The organism is Streptomyces sp. NPDC001270, from assembly GCF_042896695.1.
GTDB lineage: Bacteria > Actinomycetota > Actinomycetes > Streptomycetales > Streptomycetaceae > Streptomyces.
This window is the reverse complement of record NZ_JBIAXM010000006.1, coordinates 260,802-276,878: the sequence shown is the minus strand read 5'-3', so window position 1 is coordinate 276,878 and position 16,077 is coordinate 260,802. Positions and strand designations below refer to the sequence as shown.

The following is a 16,077-nucleotide window of genomic DNA, read 5'->3' as shown; positions in this document are numbered from 1 at the left end:
CCTCCCACCTGCGCATACGGCGCGGATGGGAGGCATTTTCATGCACTGCACGCTCTCCGGAACCTCTTCGACCTCTTCGGAACCTCAGTCCGTGGGGTCCTGGGGCGGAGGGCTCGCCCGAGAGCTTCCGGGCCCGGTCATGACTGCTGCTCGGCATCAGGAGCGCGTCCACCTTCAGCGCCGCCCGGTAAGCCCTCACAGGACCGCGCCACGCCTGGTACGGCAACCGACGGCTGGTTCTCATGAGAGCCGCCGGTCAGAAGGCTCTGACAGCTGCGTTGCTCAGACGAGGGAGACGGCGATCAGGGCGACGGTGGAGCCGGCGAAGACGACCGTATTGCGCAGGTAGGTCTGGGTGCGCACCCAGCGGGGGAAGGCGGCCTCGGCGGCCTGGAGGAAGGGCGCGACCTCGACGCGGGCGAGTTCCGGGTCGCCCTTGCGGCGGAAGGCGGTCTCCACGGACTTCACCGCGGTGCGGTTGCTGTACACGATCGCCGCGTTCATCACCAGGACCAATGAGGAGAAGATCCAGGTCAGCGGCTGTGCCAGGTCGGTGTCGGCGAGGTTCAGGGCGGCGGTGGCGGTCATCACCGCGGCGACGGTCGCCGGAGCCGCGGTCTCGTGGCCGCCGGCGTCGAACCGGAGCCCGTTCTCATCGAGCACCTCCGGGCGGACGTTCTGGCGGCGGAGTTCGGTCACGGCGGCGGCCTTCGCGGCGGGACCGAAGCGGTGGCGGACCACCGGGATGCTGACGAAGGCGGCGGCGACGAGCAACTGCATGAGGGCGGCGAGGGTGTTCATGGGGCTCTCCTCCGACTTGTGCTTCCGACTTGCACTAAGTTCAATCGACTGTCGAGGAAGACCGTACGCCGTTACTTGAACGTCGTTCAAGTCCTTGCTTGAACTTTGTGCAAGGCGCTGCGTACCGTGAGGTCATGCCGCGCGACACGCTCACCCGTGACCAGATCGTCCATACCGCCGTCGAGCTTCTGGACGCCGACGGCCTCGAAGGGCTGAACATGCGCGCCCTGGGCAAACGGCTCGACTCCGCCGCCACGGCCGTGTACTGGCATGTGAAGAACAAGGACAATCTCGTGCTGCTCGCCACCGACCAGGTGTGGGGCGAGCTGAAGCTGCCCGATCTGGACGCGGTCGACTGGCGCACCGCGGCCGCCGCCATGGCCACGGACCTGTACGGGATGTTCGTCCGGCACCCCTGGCTGGTACAGGTCTTCGCCGCGCACGTCGTCTACGGCGACGGCAAGGCCCGCCACGACGACCACAGCCTGGCCGTCTACGAGGCCGCCGGTTTCACCGGCGCCCAGGCCGACCAGGCTGCGGCCTCCGTCTTCACTTACGTCCTGGGCAACGCGGCCGGCATCGCCGCGACCGCCTCACTCACCCGGAAACACACCGAGGACCGCGCCACCGCCGATGAGCAGGTCCAAGAGGCCATGACCAAGGCGCGGGAGATCGCCGTGCGGTACCCGCGCCTGCGCGCCCGGCTGGAAACCCGGGCGGCGACCGAATACGCCGCCGCCCCCGACAAGACCTTCGAGTTCGGCCTCCGGGCCCTGCTCGACGGTCTGGAGCCGGGCAGCGGTACCCGGTGACGGCGCAGCCGGCCCACCGCCAGAGGCGGGCGCCGGCTGGGGGAGCGGGGCGACACCGTAGAAGTGGCCCCGAGCACGACCAAGCCCCCCGCCTGCGGATGCGGATGCTCCGCCGGAAGGGGGCTTCAGGTCGTGCTGGGCCCGTCGTTCGTACCGGGCCGGGAGCGAACCGGGAACGGTCCGTTCAGCCCTTCTGAACCGGCGGGCAGGTGCCGGTGTCGTAGCCGATGGAGTTGATCTCGGCGTTGGACCGGGGGTCTCCCGCGTAGTCGATCTGGTTGGTGCACTTCTGGGGCTGGGGGCTGCCGGTCGGCGTGCCGTCCGCCGATTCCGGTGCCGGGCAGGTGCCGGTGTCGTAGCCGATGGAGTTGATCTCGGCGTTGGACCTGGGGTCATCGGCGTAGTCGAGCTGGTTGGTGCACTTCGCGGGCTCGCCCTCCGGTGCGCCGTTCGTTTCCGGCGTGCTGTCCGTCGACGGCGTGCTGTCGGTCTCCGGTGCCGGGCAGGTGCCGGTCTGCTCGCCGAGGGAGTTGATTTCGGCGTTGGACCGGGAGTCGCCCGCGTAGTTGATCTGGTCCGTGCACTTCTTCCCGGACTCGTCGGAAGCGCCCGACGACTTGGTGGTGGAGCCCTGCCCGGTCTTGTCGCCGGACGTACCGGGCTGCGCGGTGCTCGTGGAGACGGACGAACCGGTGGTGGACGACGAGGCGTTGACACCGCTGCCGTTGCATGCCGTGAGCGACAGGCTGGCGGCGACGGCGGCAAGGGCGAGCACCGAGATCTTCCGACCACGCATGGTTATCTCCTCTGAAGGCTTCCTGCTCCCGGGTACCGGGCTTGCTGACCGTTCTGATGCCGCGATGGTCGGGCGAGTTTGGAAGCGAGGAGCGTTAAGACACTCCCGTTACACCTGTTACAGCACCGACGGATCATGTCGCGCGGTGCGGACATCGCGCACGTCACCGGGTCAGCGGAGGTCGCGGAGGATCGGCACCACTGCGAAGCGGGGAATCGGCACCGCTGCGAACAGGAAGCCCGCCGGGCGGAAGCCCGCCGGGCGGGACCTCGCCGGGCGGGACCTCGCCGTGCGGGACCTCGCCGTGCGGAAGGCAGAGCGGGAAGCGGGAAGCGGGCGGCGGCGGGCGGGTTCCGCCGTGCGGAAGGGCCCGGGGAAGTGTCGCGGAAGGGCCCCGGTGAGGTGTCTCACCGGGGCCCTTCGTGCCGACGACGACCGGAGCGCGGCCAGTACGGCCGGCCGGGCGCGGCGGCGGGAGTCGTCAGCCGCACTGGCAGGGGCTGCCCGACTGGCAGCCGCAGCCGCAGCCCGAGCCGCACCCGCACGCGCCGAAAAGCGGGAGGTTCCGGATCTCGGCGGGCTGGTCGGTCTCGCGCTCCTGAGTGGGGTCGGGCGTGGTGCTGGGCGATTCGGCCATGGGTACCTCCTGGGGGCCTGGCGGCTGGAGCGTGGTGCCTTTGCCCATTCCATGCCCGTTTCCTCGGGCGCATCAACGGCGCACGGAGGCGCCCACGTGCCCTGGGCAGAAACGTTCGAGCGCCCCGCCGGGCACGGGCCCGGCCCCGGGGGTCAGGGGCCCTCGACCCCCGTCACCGGCTGGATCTCCGCCTGCAGTTCGTCCGCGTGCTCGCCCGTCACGAGGAACACCACGCGCTTGGCGACGGCCACCGCGTGGTCGGCGTACCGCTCGTAGTAGCGGCCCAGCAGGGTGACGTCCACGGCGGTCTCTATGCCGTGCTTCCAGCGGTCGTCCATCAGGTGCTGGAAGAGGGTGCGGTGCAGGAGGTCCATCTCGTCGTCGTCCTGCTCCAGCTGGAGCGCCAGGTCGATGTCCTTGGTGACGATGACCTCGGCCGCCTTCGCCATCAGCCGCTGCGCGAGCTGGCCCATCTCCAGGATCGTGGCGTGCAGGTCCACCGGGATCGCGCGCGCCGGGAAGCGCAGCCGGGTGAGCTTGGCCACGTGCTGGGCCAGGTCGCCGGAGCGCTCCAGGTCGGCCGACATGCGCAGCGAGGTGACGACGACCCGGAGGTCGGTGGCCACCGGCTGCTGCCGCGCCAGCAGCGCTATCGCCCGGGCTTCGAGGTCGTGCTGGAGCTCGTCGACCTTCTGGTCGGCCTCGATCACGTTCTCGGCCAGCTTCAGGTCGGAGTCGAGGATCGCCGTCGTGGCGCGCCCGATCGCCGACCCGACGAGCCGGGCCATCTCGACCAGTCCGTCTACGATCGAGTCAAGTTCCTCGTGGTACGCGTCCCGCATCAGGGGCTCCCTCTCCTACGTGTCCTTCGGGGTCCGGGCCGGGGCCCGTCGTGAATCCGGTCACGGAACCGGTCAGGAAACCGGTCACGAAACCAGCGGTGCCGAACCCCACGCTCCCACGTTCCGGCTCGTACCCGTCGCTTTCTTCCACCCCAAATGAACCAATACTGGCTCCAAGGTGAACTCTGAGCGACGAGTGTCGGAGGTCGCACTCCGACGGCTGTGGGCATGTCGTACCCCATGCCTAACCTGGGTGCATGGACGTGAACGCGGCGGTCGCCGCAGCGGCAGCGATCGCCGGGGTGCTCACCGGCGTGATCGCCATGCTGGCGTTCCGCTGGAGCGAGCGGGAGCAGAAGCGCCCGACACGGACCTCGCTGCACACGGACCCGGTGCTGCCGCCGGGCGTGGACACCGTCCTGTCCGTGCTCCGCTCCTCCGCCGTCGTCCTCGACGAGGCGGACGCCGTCGTCAAGGCCAGCTCGGCCGCGTACGCCCTGGGCCTGGTGCGCGGCGGCAAGCTGGCCATCGAACCCATGCTCCAGATGGCCCGGGACACCCGGCGCGACGGGGAGATACGCCAGGTCGAACTGGATCTTCCGCGGCGCGGCAGCGGGCGGGGCGAGGCCCTGGCCGTCTCCGCGCGGGTGGCGCCGCTCGGGTCCCGGCTGGTGCTGCTGCTCGTCGAGGACCTCACCGAGGCCCGCCGTATCGAAGCGGTACGCCGCGATTTCGTCGCCAACGTCAGCCATGAGCTGAAGACCCCGGTCGGCGCGCTCTCCCTGCTGTCGGAGGCCGTCATGGACGCCTCGGACGACCCGGAGGCCGTGCAGCGCTTCGCCGGCCGCATGCAGATCGAGGCGACGCGGCTGACCAACCTGGTCCAGGAGCTGATCGACCTGTCCCGGGTGCAGAACGACGACCCGCTGGAGGACGCCGAACCGGTCCGGGTCGACGAACTGGTCGCCGAGGCCATCGACCGCTGCCGCCACCAGGCCGGTACCAAGCAGATCACCATGGCCGCGGGAGGCACCGCGGATCTGCACGTCTGGGGAAACCGCGGGCAGCTCGCCGCCGCCCTCGGCAACCTCGTCGAGAACGCCGTGAACTACTCCCCGGCCCGCACCCGCGTGGGCATAGCCGCCCGCCGGATCAGCGGATCGGGCGGCGACATGATCGAACTCGCCGTGACCGACCAGGGCATCGGCATCTCCGACAAGGACAAGGAGCGCATCTTCGAGCGCTTCTACCGCGTCGACCCGGCCCGTTCCCGGGCCACCGGTGGCACCGGCCTGGGTCTCGCGATCGTCAAGCACGTGGTCGCCTCGCACGGCGGGGAGGTCACGGTGTGGAGCGCCGAAGGCCAGGGCTCCACGTTCACCCTGCGGCTGCCGGAGGCGGGCGTGGCCCGCGACCGTGCTCAGCTCCACCCCGACCTCGAAGAAGAGGACGGGCAGTCACCAACCCCCGACCCGACCGCGTACGAAACGCTTTCCGCCCCGGAGGTCCTTCCGTGACCCGAGTGCTCGTCGTCGAGGACGAGGAGTCCTTCTCCGACGCCCTGTCGTACATGCTCCGCAAGGAGGGCTTCGAGGTCGCCGTCGCGGCCACCGGCCCCGACGGACTCGACGAGTTCGAGCGCAACGGCGCCGACCTCGTCCTCCTCGACCTGATGCTGCCGGGCCTGCCCGGTACGGAGGTATGCCGCCAGCTGCGCGGCCGCTCCAACGTCCCGGTGATCATGGTCACCGCCAAGGACAGCGAGATCGACAAGGTGGTCGGCCTGGAAATAGGAGCCGATGACTACGTCACCAAGCCGTTCTCCTCGCGCGAGCTGGTCGCCCGGATCCGGGCCGTGCTGCGCCGCCGCGGTGAGCCGGAGGAGGTCACTCCGGCGGCCCTGGAGGCCGGCCCGGTCCGGATGGACGTCGACCGCCATGTGGTCACCGTCTCGGGCTCCAAGGTCGACCTGCCGCTCAAGGAGTTCGACCTGCTGGAGATGCTGCTGCGCAACGCCGGGCGGGTGCTGACCCGGATGCAGCTCATCGACCGGGTCTGGGGCGCCGATTACGTGGGCGACACCAAGACCCTGGACGTCCACGTCAAGCGGCTGCGCGCCAAGATCGAGCCCGACCCGGGCGCGCCGCGCTACCTGGTGACGGTCCGCGGCCTGGGCTACAAGTTCGAGCCGTAGACCGCGAGGCGTGGAGCGCGAGCCGCGTCGGACCGTGCGTGGTGAACCGCGCCGAGCCGTGAGCCGTATCTGTCGCACCTGACGCTGTTCCTGTTGCACCTGACGCACACGCGGCGAAGGGCGGCGCCCCGAGTGGCGCCGCCCTTCGCCGTGCGGCATTTCGCCGCGCCGCGTCCGCTCAGTTGCCGGGCGGCGTGACCGACTCGGAGGCCGAGTTCGTCGGGGTGGTGTGGCCGGGCGCGGTCTCCCCGGTCGTCGCCGACGGGTCGGTGGAGGGCTTGTCGTTCGACGGCTTGCCGCTGCCGCTCGCGGTGGCACCCGCGGCGGGCGACATCGTGGCCGAGGGCGACGGGATCGTGCTCGGGCCCCACGAGGCGAAGTAGCGCTCGGCGGGCACCACGAAGGCGCGCAGGCTCACGTCACCGGTCTCGCTGAGGGTGAAGGTGACCTTCTGGGCGTTGCCGTCCTGGATCGCCTCGCGGCTGCTGGGCAGCACGGCGGAGGCGTTGTTCTTCCCGCCGAGGATCAGCGAGCCGTGGGCCGGAATGGTCAGCGACCGGCCCTTGGCCGGGGTGAGCTGGGCGCTCTTGTTGAGGCCGGCGACGGTGATCGACTGGAGGGTCTGGTCGGTGCTGCCGTTGTTGAAGATGGTCGCGGCGACCACCGCCGGGCCCGTGGACTGGAGGTCGGGCTGGGTCACGACGATCGCGTTCTGCACCTTGATGTCGCCGACCTTCACCCCCGCGTTGTCCGGCTTGATCTCCAGGGTCTGCGAGTTGTTGCCGGCGCCGCAGGCGGCGAGCAGGGCGATCGGGAACACGATGGCGGAGGCGGCGAGGGCGCCGCGTCGAAGGCTGCTGCTCACGGCGGCGGCAACTCCTTGAACGCAGGGAGGGCGACTCCCTGATAAAGCCGCCCTAAGTATCTGTCAGCGCGCTTAGGTTACCGAGCCGTTCCGTCACGCCCGCACCCGACCCTCCCCAAGCGGTCCCGCGTCCCTCCCGCAGGGGGTGTCCCAGCGCCGCACAAGTGACCCGTGAGTCACTTTCACTCGGTACTCGTCCGGCATTCACATAACAGGGTGCGCAAAATTTCCGTGAAGGAATGCAGGGGCCCTCCGGATATAGATCACGCACCGCTCCTCGGGGCGCCTGTGATCAATTCTGGATTCGTCTCGTACCGGGCTGGAGGGGCCGAACGGAGTAGCGGAAGTCGCACGCCTGGAACCGGACAAATGGGGATGTTCATCCACTCGGAGGGGCCTCCTGAGGTGTGTGACGTACGCGTTTCGCATTGCCCGCAGAGGTGCTCCGACCTGCGAATACCTGCTTCCGCCGGCCTTGTGAAGCACGTCCCTGTCGCAGTTGTCAAGCCCCGAGATATGCCCTGACCTGCGAAAACGCCATTCAGAAGACGCCGTATCCGTGTTACCCTGGATAGCCACGGAAGGGGTACCTGTCACATGACGTTCAAGGTTGGCGACACCGTGGTCTATCCCCATCACGGGGCCGCGCTGATCGAGGCTATCGAAACTCGTCAGATCAAAGGCGTGGACAAGACCTACTTGGTGCTGAAGGTCGCCCAGGGTGACCTGACGGTGCGTGTGCCAGCGGACAATGCTGAGTTCGTGGGCGTGCGTGATGTGGTCGGTCAGGACGGGCTGGACCGGGTCTTCGAGGTGCTGCGCGCGCCGTATGCCGAGGAGCCCACGAACTGGTCGCGTCGATACAAGGCAAATCTGGAGAAGCTCGCCTCCGGCGATGTCATCAAGGTTGCGGAAGTCGTGCGCGACCTGTGGCGTCGCGAGCGCGAGCGCGGACTGTCCGCCGGTGAGAAGCGCATGCTCGCCAAGGCCCGCCAGATCCTGGTGAGCGAACTCGCCCTCGCGGAGAACACCAACGAGGACAAGGCCGAAACCCTGCTCGACGAGGTCCTCGCGTCCTGACCCCAGGCAGGCGACGCCCGCTCAGCTCAGCACAGTGAATGCCGCGGTGCCCGATGACGGTTCCCCGTCGCCGGGCGCTGCGGCATGTCCATCCCCGGGCGCGGAATTCCCCCGGCGCGGACCGTACGTCCCGGAATGTGCCTGGCTGTCGCGGACCCGTCGTACGACTCGGAACCCCCCGATCGGAAATCCCCTCGACCACCTCGGGAAAAGCCCCGACACACACCACCGGGAACCCCGGATACTTGATGTGCCGGGCCCGGGCAGCTGGCTCGACCGGTGTCACGGAAGGGTCCGGTCAAGGCGTCGCGCCCGGCACTCGTCCAGGCCATACCCACGTAGGCCGAGCACACAAACCTGACAGGAACCGATGTCTGACGTTTCGCGTCCTTCCCCCGCGCCGCCCCTGGTCGCCGCCGTGATTCCGGCCGCCGGCAAAGGCGTACGCCTCGGTCCGGGCGCGCCCAAGGCGCTCCGCGCGCTGAACGGCACCCCCATGCTCATCCACGCGGCCCGCGCGCTCGCCGCGTCCCGCGCCGTCTCCCTCGTGGTCGTGGTGGCCCCGCCGGACGGCGCCGCCGAGGTCAAGTCGCTCCTCGACGCGCACGGCCTGCCCGGGGGCGGCATCCCCAGCGGCAGCGGCGGCAGGACGGACTTCCTGGTCGTCCCCGGCGGGGACTCCCGCCAGGAGTCCGTACGGCTCGGGCTCGACGCCCTGCCGCCCGAGTACGGCGTGGTCCTCGTGCACGACGCGGCCCGCCCGCTGGTGCCGGTGGACACCGTGGACGCGGTGATCGAGGCGGTACGGGACGGAGCCCGCGCCGTCGTGCCCGCGCTGCCCCTCGCCGACACCGTCAAGGAGGTCGAGCCCGCCGCCGAGCCGGGCGCTGCGGAGCCGGTGGTGGCCACGCCCGCGCGGGCCCGGCTGCGGGCGGTGCAGACGCCCCAGGGTTTCGACCGACGGACGCTGGTGCGGGCCCACGAGACCGTCACCGGCGACGTGACCGACGACGCGAGCATGGTGGAGCAGCTCGGCGAGCAGGTCGTGGTGGTCCCCGGCCACGAGGAGGCGTTCAAGGTCACCCGCCCGTTGGACCTGGTCCTCGCGGAGGCGGTCCTGGCCCGCAGGAGGCTCAACGATGGCTTCTGACCAGCACCCGACGGTTTCCGGGCCGGCGGTGCCGCTGCCCCAGGTCGGCATCGGCACCGACATCCACGCCTTCGAGGAGGGCCGCGAGCTGTGGTGCGCGGGCCTGAAGTGGGAGGGCGAGGGCCCGGGGCTGGCCGGCCACTCCGACGCGGACGTCGTCGCGCACGCCGCGTGCAACGCGCTGTTCTCCGCCGCCGGCCTCGGTGACCTGGGGCAGCACTTCGGCACCGGGCGCCCCGAATGGTCCGGCGCCTCCGGGGTCACCCTGCTGACCGAGGCGGCCCGTATCGTGCGCGCCGCCGGTTTCCGTATCGGCAATGTCGCGGTGCAGGTCGTCGGGGCCCGCCCCAAGATCGGCAAGCGCCGCGACGAGGCCCAGAAGATCCTCTCGGACGCCGCCGGGGCCCCGGTCACGGTCTCCGGCGCGACCACCGACGGCCTGGGCTTCCCGGGCCGGGACGAGGGGCTGATGGCCATCGCCACGGCCCTGGTCGCGCGCGTGGACTGAGGGCGTGCGAGGGTACGGGCAGAGTCGTCGCCGACCAGGAGGTACCCCCGTCATGTCCGTCGCCCTGCCCGACCAGCTCAAGGCCCTGCTGGACAGCCCCGTCTTCATCGTGCTCGGCACCGTCCAGCCCGACGGCAGCCCGCAGCTGTCCCCGGTGTGGGTGAAGCGGGAGGGCGACCAGATCCTGGTCTCCACCACGGTCGACCGCCGCAAGAAGCTGAACCTCGACCGGGACCCCCGGGTGAGCATCGTCGTGCAGGACCCCGACTCGCCCTACGAGTACGCCGAGATCCGCGGCAGCGCGGAGCTGACCACCGAGGGCGGCCAGGAACTCATCGACGAACTCAGCCTGAAGTACACGGGCAAGAAGTACGCCGAGTTCGCCCCGGACTCGGTGCGGGACGCCGAGCGGGTGGTGGTGCGGGTCACCCCGCGCCGGGTCGTCGGCATGTGACCGCGCACCCGTGGGCGTCCGCCCGCCGGCAGGTGACCGCACCCCGGCAGGCGGCCCCGCACCGGCGGGCTCAGGGCCGCGCGGCCGGCTCCGCGCGGGCGGTGCGACGGCGCTCGTCCGCTCCCCGCCGCCCGGCCCGGGACGAGGTCACGAATGCATGCCCTTTGGGCGGAACGGGCGCGAGGCACTCGCCCGCGCCCACTACCCTGGAGTGGTGACCATTCGCCTGTACGACACCAGCGCTCGGCAGATCCGTGACTTCACCCCGCTCAAGCCGGGTTGTGTCTCGATCTACCTGTGCGGCGCCACCGTGCAGGCCGCACCCCACATCGGGCACATCCGCTCGTACCTCAACTTCGACATCATGCGCCGCTGGTTCCGGTACCGCGGCTACCAGGTGACGTTCATCAGGAACGTCACCGACATCGACGACAAGATCATCGCCAAGGCGCACGAGCAGGGCCGGCCCTGGTGGGCGATCGGGTACGAGAACGAACGCGCCTTCAACGACGGCTACGACGCCCTCGGGTGCCTCCCGCCGACCTACGAACCGCGCGCCACCGGCCACGTGCCCGAGATGGCCGAGATGATGCAGCGCCTCATCGAGCGCGGGCACGCCTACGCGGCGGACGGCAACGTCTACTTCGACGTACGGTCCTTCCCGCAGTACCTGGAGCTGTCCCGGCAGGAGCTGGACAACCTCCAGCAGCCGGCCGGCGCGGGCGAGACCGGCAAGCGGGACGCGCGGGACTTCGCCATGTGGAAGGCCGCCAAGCCCGGCGAGCCGACCTGGCCGACGCCGTGGGGACGCGGGCGTCCGGGCTGGCACCTGGAGTGCTCCGCCATGGCGCACAAGTACCTGGGCAGCGCCTTCGACATCCACGGCGGCGGGCTCGACCTGATCTTCCCGCACCACGAGAACGAGATCGCCCAGGCCAAGGCGTACGGCGACGACTTCGCGCAGTACTGGGTGCACAACGCCTGGGTGACCATGGCCGGCGAGAAGATGGCCAAGTCACTCGGCAACTCGGTGCTCGTCTCCGAGATGGTCAGGCAGTGGCGGCCGATCGTGCTGCGCTACTACCTCGGCACCCCGCACTACCGCTCGATGATCGAGTACAGCGAGGAGTCGCTGCGCGAGGCCGAGTCGGCGTTCGCGCGGATCGAGGGCTTCGTGCAGCGGGTGGTGGAGAAGGCCGGGGGAGTCGTCGAACCCGCGGCCGAGGTGCCGCCCGCCTTCGCCGAGGCGATGGACGACGACTTCGGCGTCCCGCAGGCACTCGCGGTCGTGCACACCACCGTCCGGCAGGGCAACTCCGCCCTCGCCGCCGACGACAAGGAGGCCGCCGTGGCCCGGCTCGCCGAGGTGCGGGCCATGCTCGGCGTCCTCGGCCTCGACCCGCTGGACGCGCACTGGGTCGGCGAGGCCGGCGACCGCGGCGAGGATCTGCACGGCGTGGTCGACAGCCTCGTACGACTCGTCCTCGACCAGCGCGAGTCCGCCCGCGCCCGCAAGGACTGGGGCACCGCGGACGCCATCCGCGACCAGCTGAACCAGACCGGCCTGGTCATCGAGGACAGCCCGCAGGGCCCGCGCTGGAGCCTCGCTCCGCGCTGAGTCCGCCCGGCGCCCGGGACCGGTGAAGCCGTCCCGGGGGCCGACCGGTGCCCGCCCGTCCGCGGGCGGGCACACTGCACCAGACAGACATACACACATTCGTGCGACGCTTCACACGTACGACGCTTCAACAGACGGGTAGAGGGTCATGGCCGCGAACAACCGCCGCATGTCCGGCAAGAAGGGCGCGCAGGTCGGCAGTGGCGGCCAGCGGCGCCGGGGCCTGGAGGGCAAGGGGCCGACCCCGCCCGCCGAGATGCGCAAGGGGCACGCCAAGCAGCGCGCCGCCACGGCGAAGTCCCGCCGCGCGCAGGGCCGTCCGCAGCAGCGCCGCGGCGGCGGCAGGTCCACGTCGGAACTGGTCGTCGGCCGCAACCCGGTCGTCGAGGCGCTGCGCGAGGGCGTGCCCGCCTCCACCCTCTACGTCCAGCAGTTCATCGACAACGACGAGCGGGTCCGCGAGGCGCTGCAACTCGCCGCCGAGCGCGGTGGCATCAACCTCATGGAGGCCCCGCGGCCCGAGCTGGACCGGATGACGAACGGCCTCAACCACCAGGGGCTGGTGCTCCAGGTCCCGCCGTACGAGTACGCCCACCCGGAGGACCTGGCCGAGGCCGCGTACGACGCGGGCGAGGACCCGCTGATCGTCGCCCTCGACGGGGTGACCGACCCGCGCAACCTCGGCGCCGTCGTCCGGTCCGTCTCCGCCTTCGGCGGGCACGGTGTCGTGGTCCCCGAGCGCCGCGCGGCCGGCATGACCGCGGGCGCCTGGAAGACGTCCGCCGGTGCGGCCGCCCGTACGCCCGTCGCCCGCGCCACCAACCTGACGCGCGCCCTGGAGGCGTACAAGAAGGCCGGGATGGTCATCGTCGGCCTCGCCGCCGACGGGGACGTCGAGCTGGGCGACCTGGCGGCCCTGGAGAGCCCGGTCGTGATCGTCGTCGGCAGCGAGGGCAAGGGCCTGTCCCGGCTGGTCGGCGAGACCTGTGACTTCCGGGTCCGGATCCCGATGCCGGGCGGCGCCGAGTCGCTGAACGCGGGTGTGGCGGCCGGCATCGTGCTGTACGAGACGGCACGCCGCCGGGCCTGAACGCACGTGCGTCAGTCCACTCACACGGGTTAATTCCGGTGGCATTCCGTCGTCCTGGACAAGCTTGACGCGGTCCGGACAGATCCGACGGGGCAGGACAGTGTCCAAACCCCATGTCACTCGGTTAGATGAGTGTGGACACCAGAACACCCCGCACACCCACGGGGGACCGTTCGTCGGGATACGACGACGCTCCCGCGCTGAGCATGGTGAAGGTGCCGAGCGATCCGGCGCAGGTCATCGTCAATCACGCGAGCTTCCGCGTGCAGCTGGGCGCATCGACACGGCGTAGCCAATCCCCGCGTGTGGCGGGGCAGTTGGGCGCCGCCCAGGATCCCGCCCGCGGCCCGGCCGCGCCGCGGCGCCGCCCTGTCGTCTGGAGCGGCCGGCTGGCCCCCGACGACACCGGCGGCCACCGGCTGCTCCAGGCGGTGCGGGGCGGCGTCCGGCACGCCGACGAGCCGTCCTTCGACGCCGGAGCGGCCACCCAGGTCATCCCGCGCATCGACACCGGCTACCCCGACCACACCGGATACGACGGCTACGACGGCTACGACGGCTACGCGGGCTTCGACCGGACGCGGACCGCCGAGACGCCCGTCGTCGGCCCCCAGCGCACGCCGCCCGGCACCGGCGAGACCAGACTCCTGCCGCACATGCGGACGGTCGGCAGCGCGTACGACGAACCCGGCTACGCCGACGCGGAGTTCGACGAGTTCGAGGACTTCGACGAGTCGGCCGGCGCCGACGGCGAGGCCGCGGGCAAGCGCTACGGCGACGACCCGGCGAGGCACGCCTACTACCCGGGCCGCCGGATGAACCTCGGCGTCGTGCTGCTCCCGCTGCGCGTCTTCCTCGGCTTCATCTCCGTCTACGCCGGCATGGGCAAGCTCTGCGACCCCGTCTACTTCGACGGCGGCAAGCGCGGCTCGATGGTGAAGTGGCTCAACACCCTGCACCCCTGGGACGTGGCCGAGCCGCTGCGCCAGTTCGCCCTCCAGCACCCGGTCGGCTCCGGTCTCGTCATCGCCTTCCTCCAGGTCGTCGTGGGCGTCCTCACGGTCCTGGGCTGCTGGCAGCGGGTCGCCGCATTGGTCGGCGCCGGGCTCTCGGCCGCGCTCATCGTCACCGTCAGCTGGAAGACCGTACCCGCCTACGACGCGCCCGACATCATCTATCTGGCCGCCTGGTCGCCGCTGGTCATCGCCGGTGCGCCCGTCTACTCGGTGGACGGAAGGCTGGCCGGCCGGGCCTGGCGCACCCTGGGGCCCCGCTCCGACATCTGGGAGCTGCGCCGCTACGTGCTGCGCCGGGGCGCCCTCGTCACCGTCGTCACCGTGGGGCTCACCCTGCTCGTCGGCTCCGTGCTGGGCGGTGCCGTGCGCGACTCCAGCCGGGTGGTCGTGCCAGGCCCCGGCGAGGCGCCGCGCAACAACGTGCCCGGTGCGCCACTGCCCGACGACGAGCCCGGCCTGCGGCAGTCGACCAGCCCGTCGGCGTCCAGTGCGCCGAGCGGCGGCGCCACGGCCGGTGCCGGACCGTCCGGCGCGGCGACGACCCCGGGCGCGGCCCCCTCCTCCGGCGCCGCCGTGGGCGGTGCGCCGAGCCAGACCCAGGGCACCGTGGGCCGGCCACCGGCACAGCGGAACTCCCCGGTCGACCAGGCCCCCACCACCACCGCGGGCCCCACCGCCGGCGGCACGCAGACCGGTGGCTCGGGCGGTTCGACCGGTGGCTCGGGTGGCGGTGCGGGCAGCACGGCCGGCTCGGGCAGCTCGGACGGCGGCGGCTCCGGCTCGTCCGGCTCGGGCCAGTCCGGCGGCGGCGGACATCTGGTCGGCGGCCTGCTCGGCTGACACCGCCCACCGCCCACCGCCCACCGCGCCCGCCACGGGCGCGGGACAGGGGCGTACGAGAGGAACGTACGACAGGAACGTACGACAGGAACGTACGACAGGGGTCCGGCGCCTTCAGCGGTGCTGGACCCCTTCGGCGTACCGTGCGGGCTCCGGCGGCAGGACGACCCGCCGGACGACCGGCGGACGGCGACCGATGGGCGATGAATGACGGACGGCGACCCGGCCGGGTCCGCTCGTCGAACCGTCGCCGGGATGTTCATCCGGGACCGTCCGGGGGAGATCCCGGTGGAGATCCCGTCTCGGCCGTGGGCGGCCGTCAGTGGCCGTCGGGTGCCGCCTGGTGTGGGCGGGGCGTCCGGTGGATGGGCCGCGCGCCCCGTCAGCGGCGGCCCAGCGCCGCCAGTTCTTTCGCCGCCTCCGTCAGATCCTTCGCGGTGTCGATGGCGCGCCAGTACGCGCCGTGCGGGATCGGGAAGCCGGCCAGGCGGCGCTCGCGGGCCAGATGCGGGAACGTGGTGCGCTCGTGGTCGCCGCGCTCGGGCAGCAGTCCGGCGAACTCCGCCGAGAAGACGTAGACACCCGCGTTGATCTCGAAGGTCGACGGCGGGGCCTCGATGAAGTCGGTGACATGGCCGAAGCCGTCCGTCTGGACGGCGCCCCAGGGGATGCGTGGCCGGGCCAGGGCCAAGGTGGCGACGGCATCGCGCTCGGTGTGGAAGTCCGCCATCTCGCGCAGCGAGAAACGGGTCCAGATGTCGCCGTTGGTGGCGTACCAGGGCCGGTCCGGGTGGGGGAGACGGGCCGCCGCGTACTTCAGGCCGCCGCCGCGACCGAGTGGTTCGGGCTCCACGACGGTGTTGACCCGCACCGGCAGGTCGGCCGTGTCCAGCCACTTCTCCAGGACCTCGGCGAGGTGGCCGCAGGAGACCACCACGTCGGTGACGCCCTCCTCGGCGAGCCAGGAGAGCTGGTGGCCGATGATCGGGGTGCCCGTGCCGGGGATCTCGACCATGGGCTTGGGCCGGTCATCGGTGTACGGGCGCAGCCGGGAGCCCTGGCCACCGGCGAGGATGACGGCTTGAGTGGGGCGCGACGCGGCGTTCGGATCGGTCATGCCCGAACTGTACGTCGCACGCCCCGCCGGGACGGCCGGTCGCAACGGGCTTCTTGAACGGCCGTTACCGACTTCCCAACGACCGCTTGCCCGGTGGCGGCCGGCCGGTCCTGAGCGACCTGCCACGGCCATCCGGCCATGGCCGTGGGGGGGCGGGGGGGGCCCCCCCGCCCGCCCGGGGCGCGGGGGCGGCGGGGGGGGGGGCCCCCCCCCCGGGGGGGGGGGGGTGGGCGGCGGGGGGGGCGGACGGCGGCGCG

16 protein-coding genes are annotated in these 16,077 nt (G+C 71.5%); 10 read left to right on the top strand and 6 right to left on the bottom strand.

Annotated features, from left to right (window positions below; translation table 11 throughout):
* Positions 1–282: 282 nt before the first annotated feature.
* Positions 283–801 (bottom strand): hypothetical protein, encoded by a 519-nt coding sequence (locus tag ACFY2B_RS13105; protein ID WP_390763204.1) that lies wholly within the window; start codon positions 799–801, stop codon positions 283–285.
* A 134-nt stretch (positions 802–935) separates the two neighbouring features.
* On the opposite strand from ACFY2B_RS13105, the gene ACFY2B_RS13100 reads away from it, so the two are divergent.
* Complete coding sequence (locus ACFY2B_RS13100; protein ID WP_390763203.1) at positions 936–1,613, top strand: TetR/AcrR family transcriptional regulator; 678 nt, start codon at positions 936–938, stop codon at positions 1,611–1,613.
* Positions 1,614–1,797: 184 nt separating this feature from the next.
* On the opposite strand, the gene ACFY2B_RS13095 is transcribed toward ACFY2B_RS13100, so the two are convergent.
* The 3 genes from ACFY2B_RS13095 to phoU all read right to left on the bottom strand — a co-directional run bounded on the left by ACFY2B_RS13095 (position 1,798) and on the right by phoU (position 3,888).
* A complete protein-coding gene (locus ACFY2B_RS13095; RefSeq protein WP_390763202.1) occupies positions 1,798–2,409 on the bottom strand; it encodes a hypothetical protein in 612 nt (203 codons plus the stop codon).
* Between the two features lie 481 nt (positions 2,410–2,890).
* On the bottom strand, positions 2,891–3,046 hold the full coding sequence (locus ACFY2B_RS13090) for a hypothetical protein (RefSeq protein WP_376533562.1): 156 nt from the start codon (positions 3,044–3,046) through the stop codon (positions 2,891–2,893).
* A 152-nt stretch (positions 3,047–3,198) separates the two neighbouring features.
* Positions 3,199–3,888, bottom strand: coding sequence for a phosphate signaling complex protein PhoU (phoU, locus tag ACFY2B_RS13085; protein ID WP_390763201.1), 690 nt, complete (start codon positions 3,886–3,888; stop codon positions 3,199–3,201).
* A 257-nt stretch (positions 3,889–4,145) separates the two neighbouring features.
* On the opposite strand from phoU, the gene ACFY2B_RS13080 reads away from it, so the two are divergent.
* Both ACFY2B_RS13080 and ACFY2B_RS13075 read left to right on the top strand, forming a co-directional pair.
* The gene (locus tag ACFY2B_RS13080; protein ID WP_390763200.1) at positions 4,146–5,405 is read left to right on the top strand and encodes a sensor histidine kinase; all 1,260 of its coding nucleotides are present in this window, start codon (positions 4,146–4,148) and stop codon (positions 5,403–5,405) included.
* Positions 5,402–6,082: a response regulator transcription factor gene (locus tag ACFY2B_RS13075; protein ID WP_010358452.1), complete on the top strand. Its 681-nt coding sequence runs from the start codon at positions 5,402–5,404 to the stop codon at positions 6,080–6,082. The genes ACFY2B_RS13080 and ACFY2B_RS13075 overlap by 4 nt, the downstream gene beginning before the upstream one ends.
* Positions 6,083–6,260: 178 nt before the next feature.
* On the opposite strand, the gene ACFY2B_RS13070 is transcribed toward ACFY2B_RS13075, so the two are convergent.
* Positions 6,261–6,947, bottom strand: a complete 687-nt coding sequence (locus ACFY2B_RS13070; protein ID WP_390763199.1) for a DUF461 domain-containing protein — start codon at positions 6,945–6,947, stop codon at positions 6,261–6,263.
* A gap of 597 nt (positions 6,948–7,544) precedes the next feature.
* Between ACFY2B_RS13070 and ACFY2B_RS13065 the strand changes: the two genes are divergently transcribed.
* From ACFY2B_RS13065 to ACFY2B_RS13035, 7 genes are all read left to right on the top strand, one after another.
* Positions 7,545–8,027: a CarD family transcriptional regulator gene (locus ACFY2B_RS13065; RefSeq protein ID WP_010472787.1), complete on the top strand. Its 483-nt coding sequence runs from the start codon at positions 7,545–7,547 to the stop codon at positions 8,025–8,027.
* 370 nt (positions 8,028–8,397) lie between these two features.
* Positions 8,398–9,177 (top strand): 2-C-methyl-D-erythritol 4-phosphate cytidylyltransferase, encoded by a 780-nt coding sequence (gene ispD / locus ACFY2B_RS13060; RefSeq protein ID WP_390763198.1) that lies wholly within the window; start codon positions 8,398–8,400, stop codon positions 9,175–9,177.
* A complete protein-coding gene (gene ispF / locus ACFY2B_RS13055; RefSeq protein ID WP_390763197.1) occupies positions 9,167–9,685 on the top strand; it encodes a 2-C-methyl-D-erythritol 2,4-cyclodiphosphate synthase in 519 nt (172 codons plus the stop codon). The genes ispD and ispF overlap by 11 nt, the downstream gene beginning before the upstream one ends.
* A gap of 52 nt (positions 9,686–9,737) precedes the next feature.
* Positions 9,738–10,139 (top strand): PPOX class F420-dependent oxidoreductase, encoded by a 402-nt coding sequence (locus ACFY2B_RS13050; protein ID WP_390763196.1) that lies wholly within the window; start codon positions 9,738–9,740, stop codon positions 10,137–10,139.
* Positions 10,140–10,353: 214 nt separating this feature from the next.
* On the top strand, positions 10,354–11,757 hold the full coding sequence (gene cysS, locus ACFY2B_RS13045) for a cysteine--tRNA ligase (RefSeq protein WP_390763195.1): 1,404 nt from the start codon (positions 10,354–10,356) through the stop codon (positions 11,755–11,757).
* A gap of 148 nt (positions 11,758–11,905) precedes the next feature.
* Entirely contained in the window at positions 11,906–12,847 is a 942-nt protein-coding gene (gene rlmB, locus ACFY2B_RS13040) for a 23S rRNA (guanosine(2251)-2'-O)-methyltransferase RlmB (protein ID WP_390763194.1), read from the top strand.
* A 128-nt stretch (positions 12,848–12,975) separates the two neighbouring features.
* The gene (locus ACFY2B_RS13035) at positions 12,976–14,703 is read left to right on the top strand and encodes a DoxX family membrane protein (protein WP_390763193.1); all 1,728 of its coding nucleotides are present in this window, start codon (positions 12,976–12,978) and stop codon (positions 14,701–14,703) included.
* Between the two features lie 382 nt (positions 14,704–15,085).
* Here the strand turns inward: ACFY2B_RS13035 and ACFY2B_RS13030 are convergent, their stop codons facing one another.
* Positions 15,086–15,820 (bottom strand): NDP-sugar synthase, encoded by a 735-nt coding sequence (locus ACFY2B_RS13030; RefSeq protein WP_390763192.1) that lies wholly within the window; start codon positions 15,818–15,820, stop codon positions 15,086–15,088.
* Positions 15,821–16,077 lie beyond the last annotated feature (257 nt).

What these genes read in the sequence shown, in the direction of transcription:
- ACFY2B_RS13105 (WP_390763204.1), bottom strand. Translation starts at nt 801, where the DNA reads ATGAACACCCTCGCCGCCCTCATGCAGTTGCTCGTCGCCGCCGCCTTC.
- ACFY2B_RS13100 (WP_390763203.1), top strand. Translation starts at nt 936, where the DNA reads ATGCCGCGCGACACGCTCACCCGTGACCAGATCGTCCATACCGCCGTC.
- ACFY2B_RS13095 (WP_390763202.1), bottom strand. Translation starts at nt 2,409, where the DNA reads ATGCGTGGTCGGAAGATCTCGGTGCTCGCCCTTGCCGCCGTCGCCGCC.
- ACFY2B_RS13090 (WP_376533562.1), bottom strand. Translation starts at nt 3,046, where the DNA reads ATGGCCGAATCGCCCAGCACCACGCCCGACCCCACTCAGGAGCGCGAG.
- phoU (WP_390763201.1), bottom strand. Translation starts at nt 3,888, where the DNA reads ATGCGGGACGCGTACCACGAGGAACTTGACTCGATCGTAGACGGACTG.
- ACFY2B_RS13080 (WP_390763200.1), top strand. Translation starts at nt 4,146, where the DNA reads ATGGACGTGAACGCGGCGGTCGCCGCAGCGGCAGCGATCGCCGGGGTG.
- ACFY2B_RS13065 (WP_010472787.1), top strand. Translation starts at nt 7,545, where the DNA reads ATGACGTTCAAGGTTGGCGACACCGTGGTCTATCCCCATCACGGGGCC.
- ispD (WP_390763198.1), top strand. Translation starts at nt 8,398, where the DNA reads ATGTCTGACGTTTCGCGTCCTTCCCCCGCGCCGCCCCTGGTCGCCGCC.
- ispF (WP_390763197.1), top strand. Translation starts at nt 9,167, where the DNA reads ATGGCTTCTGACCAGCACCCGACGGTTTCCGGGCCGGCGGTGCCGCTG.
- ACFY2B_RS13050 (WP_390763196.1), top strand. Translation starts at nt 9,738, where the DNA reads ATGTCCGTCGCCCTGCCCGACCAGCTCAAGGCCCTGCTGGACAGCCCC.
- rlmB (WP_390763194.1), top strand. Translation starts at nt 11,906, where the DNA reads ATGGCCGCGAACAACCGCCGCATGTCCGGCAAGAAGGGCGCGCAGGTC.
- ACFY2B_RS13035 (WP_390763193.1), top strand. Translation starts at nt 12,976, where the DNA reads ATGAGTGTGGACACCAGAACACCCCGCACACCCACGGGGGACCGTTCG.
- ACFY2B_RS13030 (WP_390763192.1), bottom strand. Translation starts at nt 15,820, where the DNA reads ATGACCGATCCGAACGCCGCGTCGCGCCCCACTCAAGCCGTCATCCTC.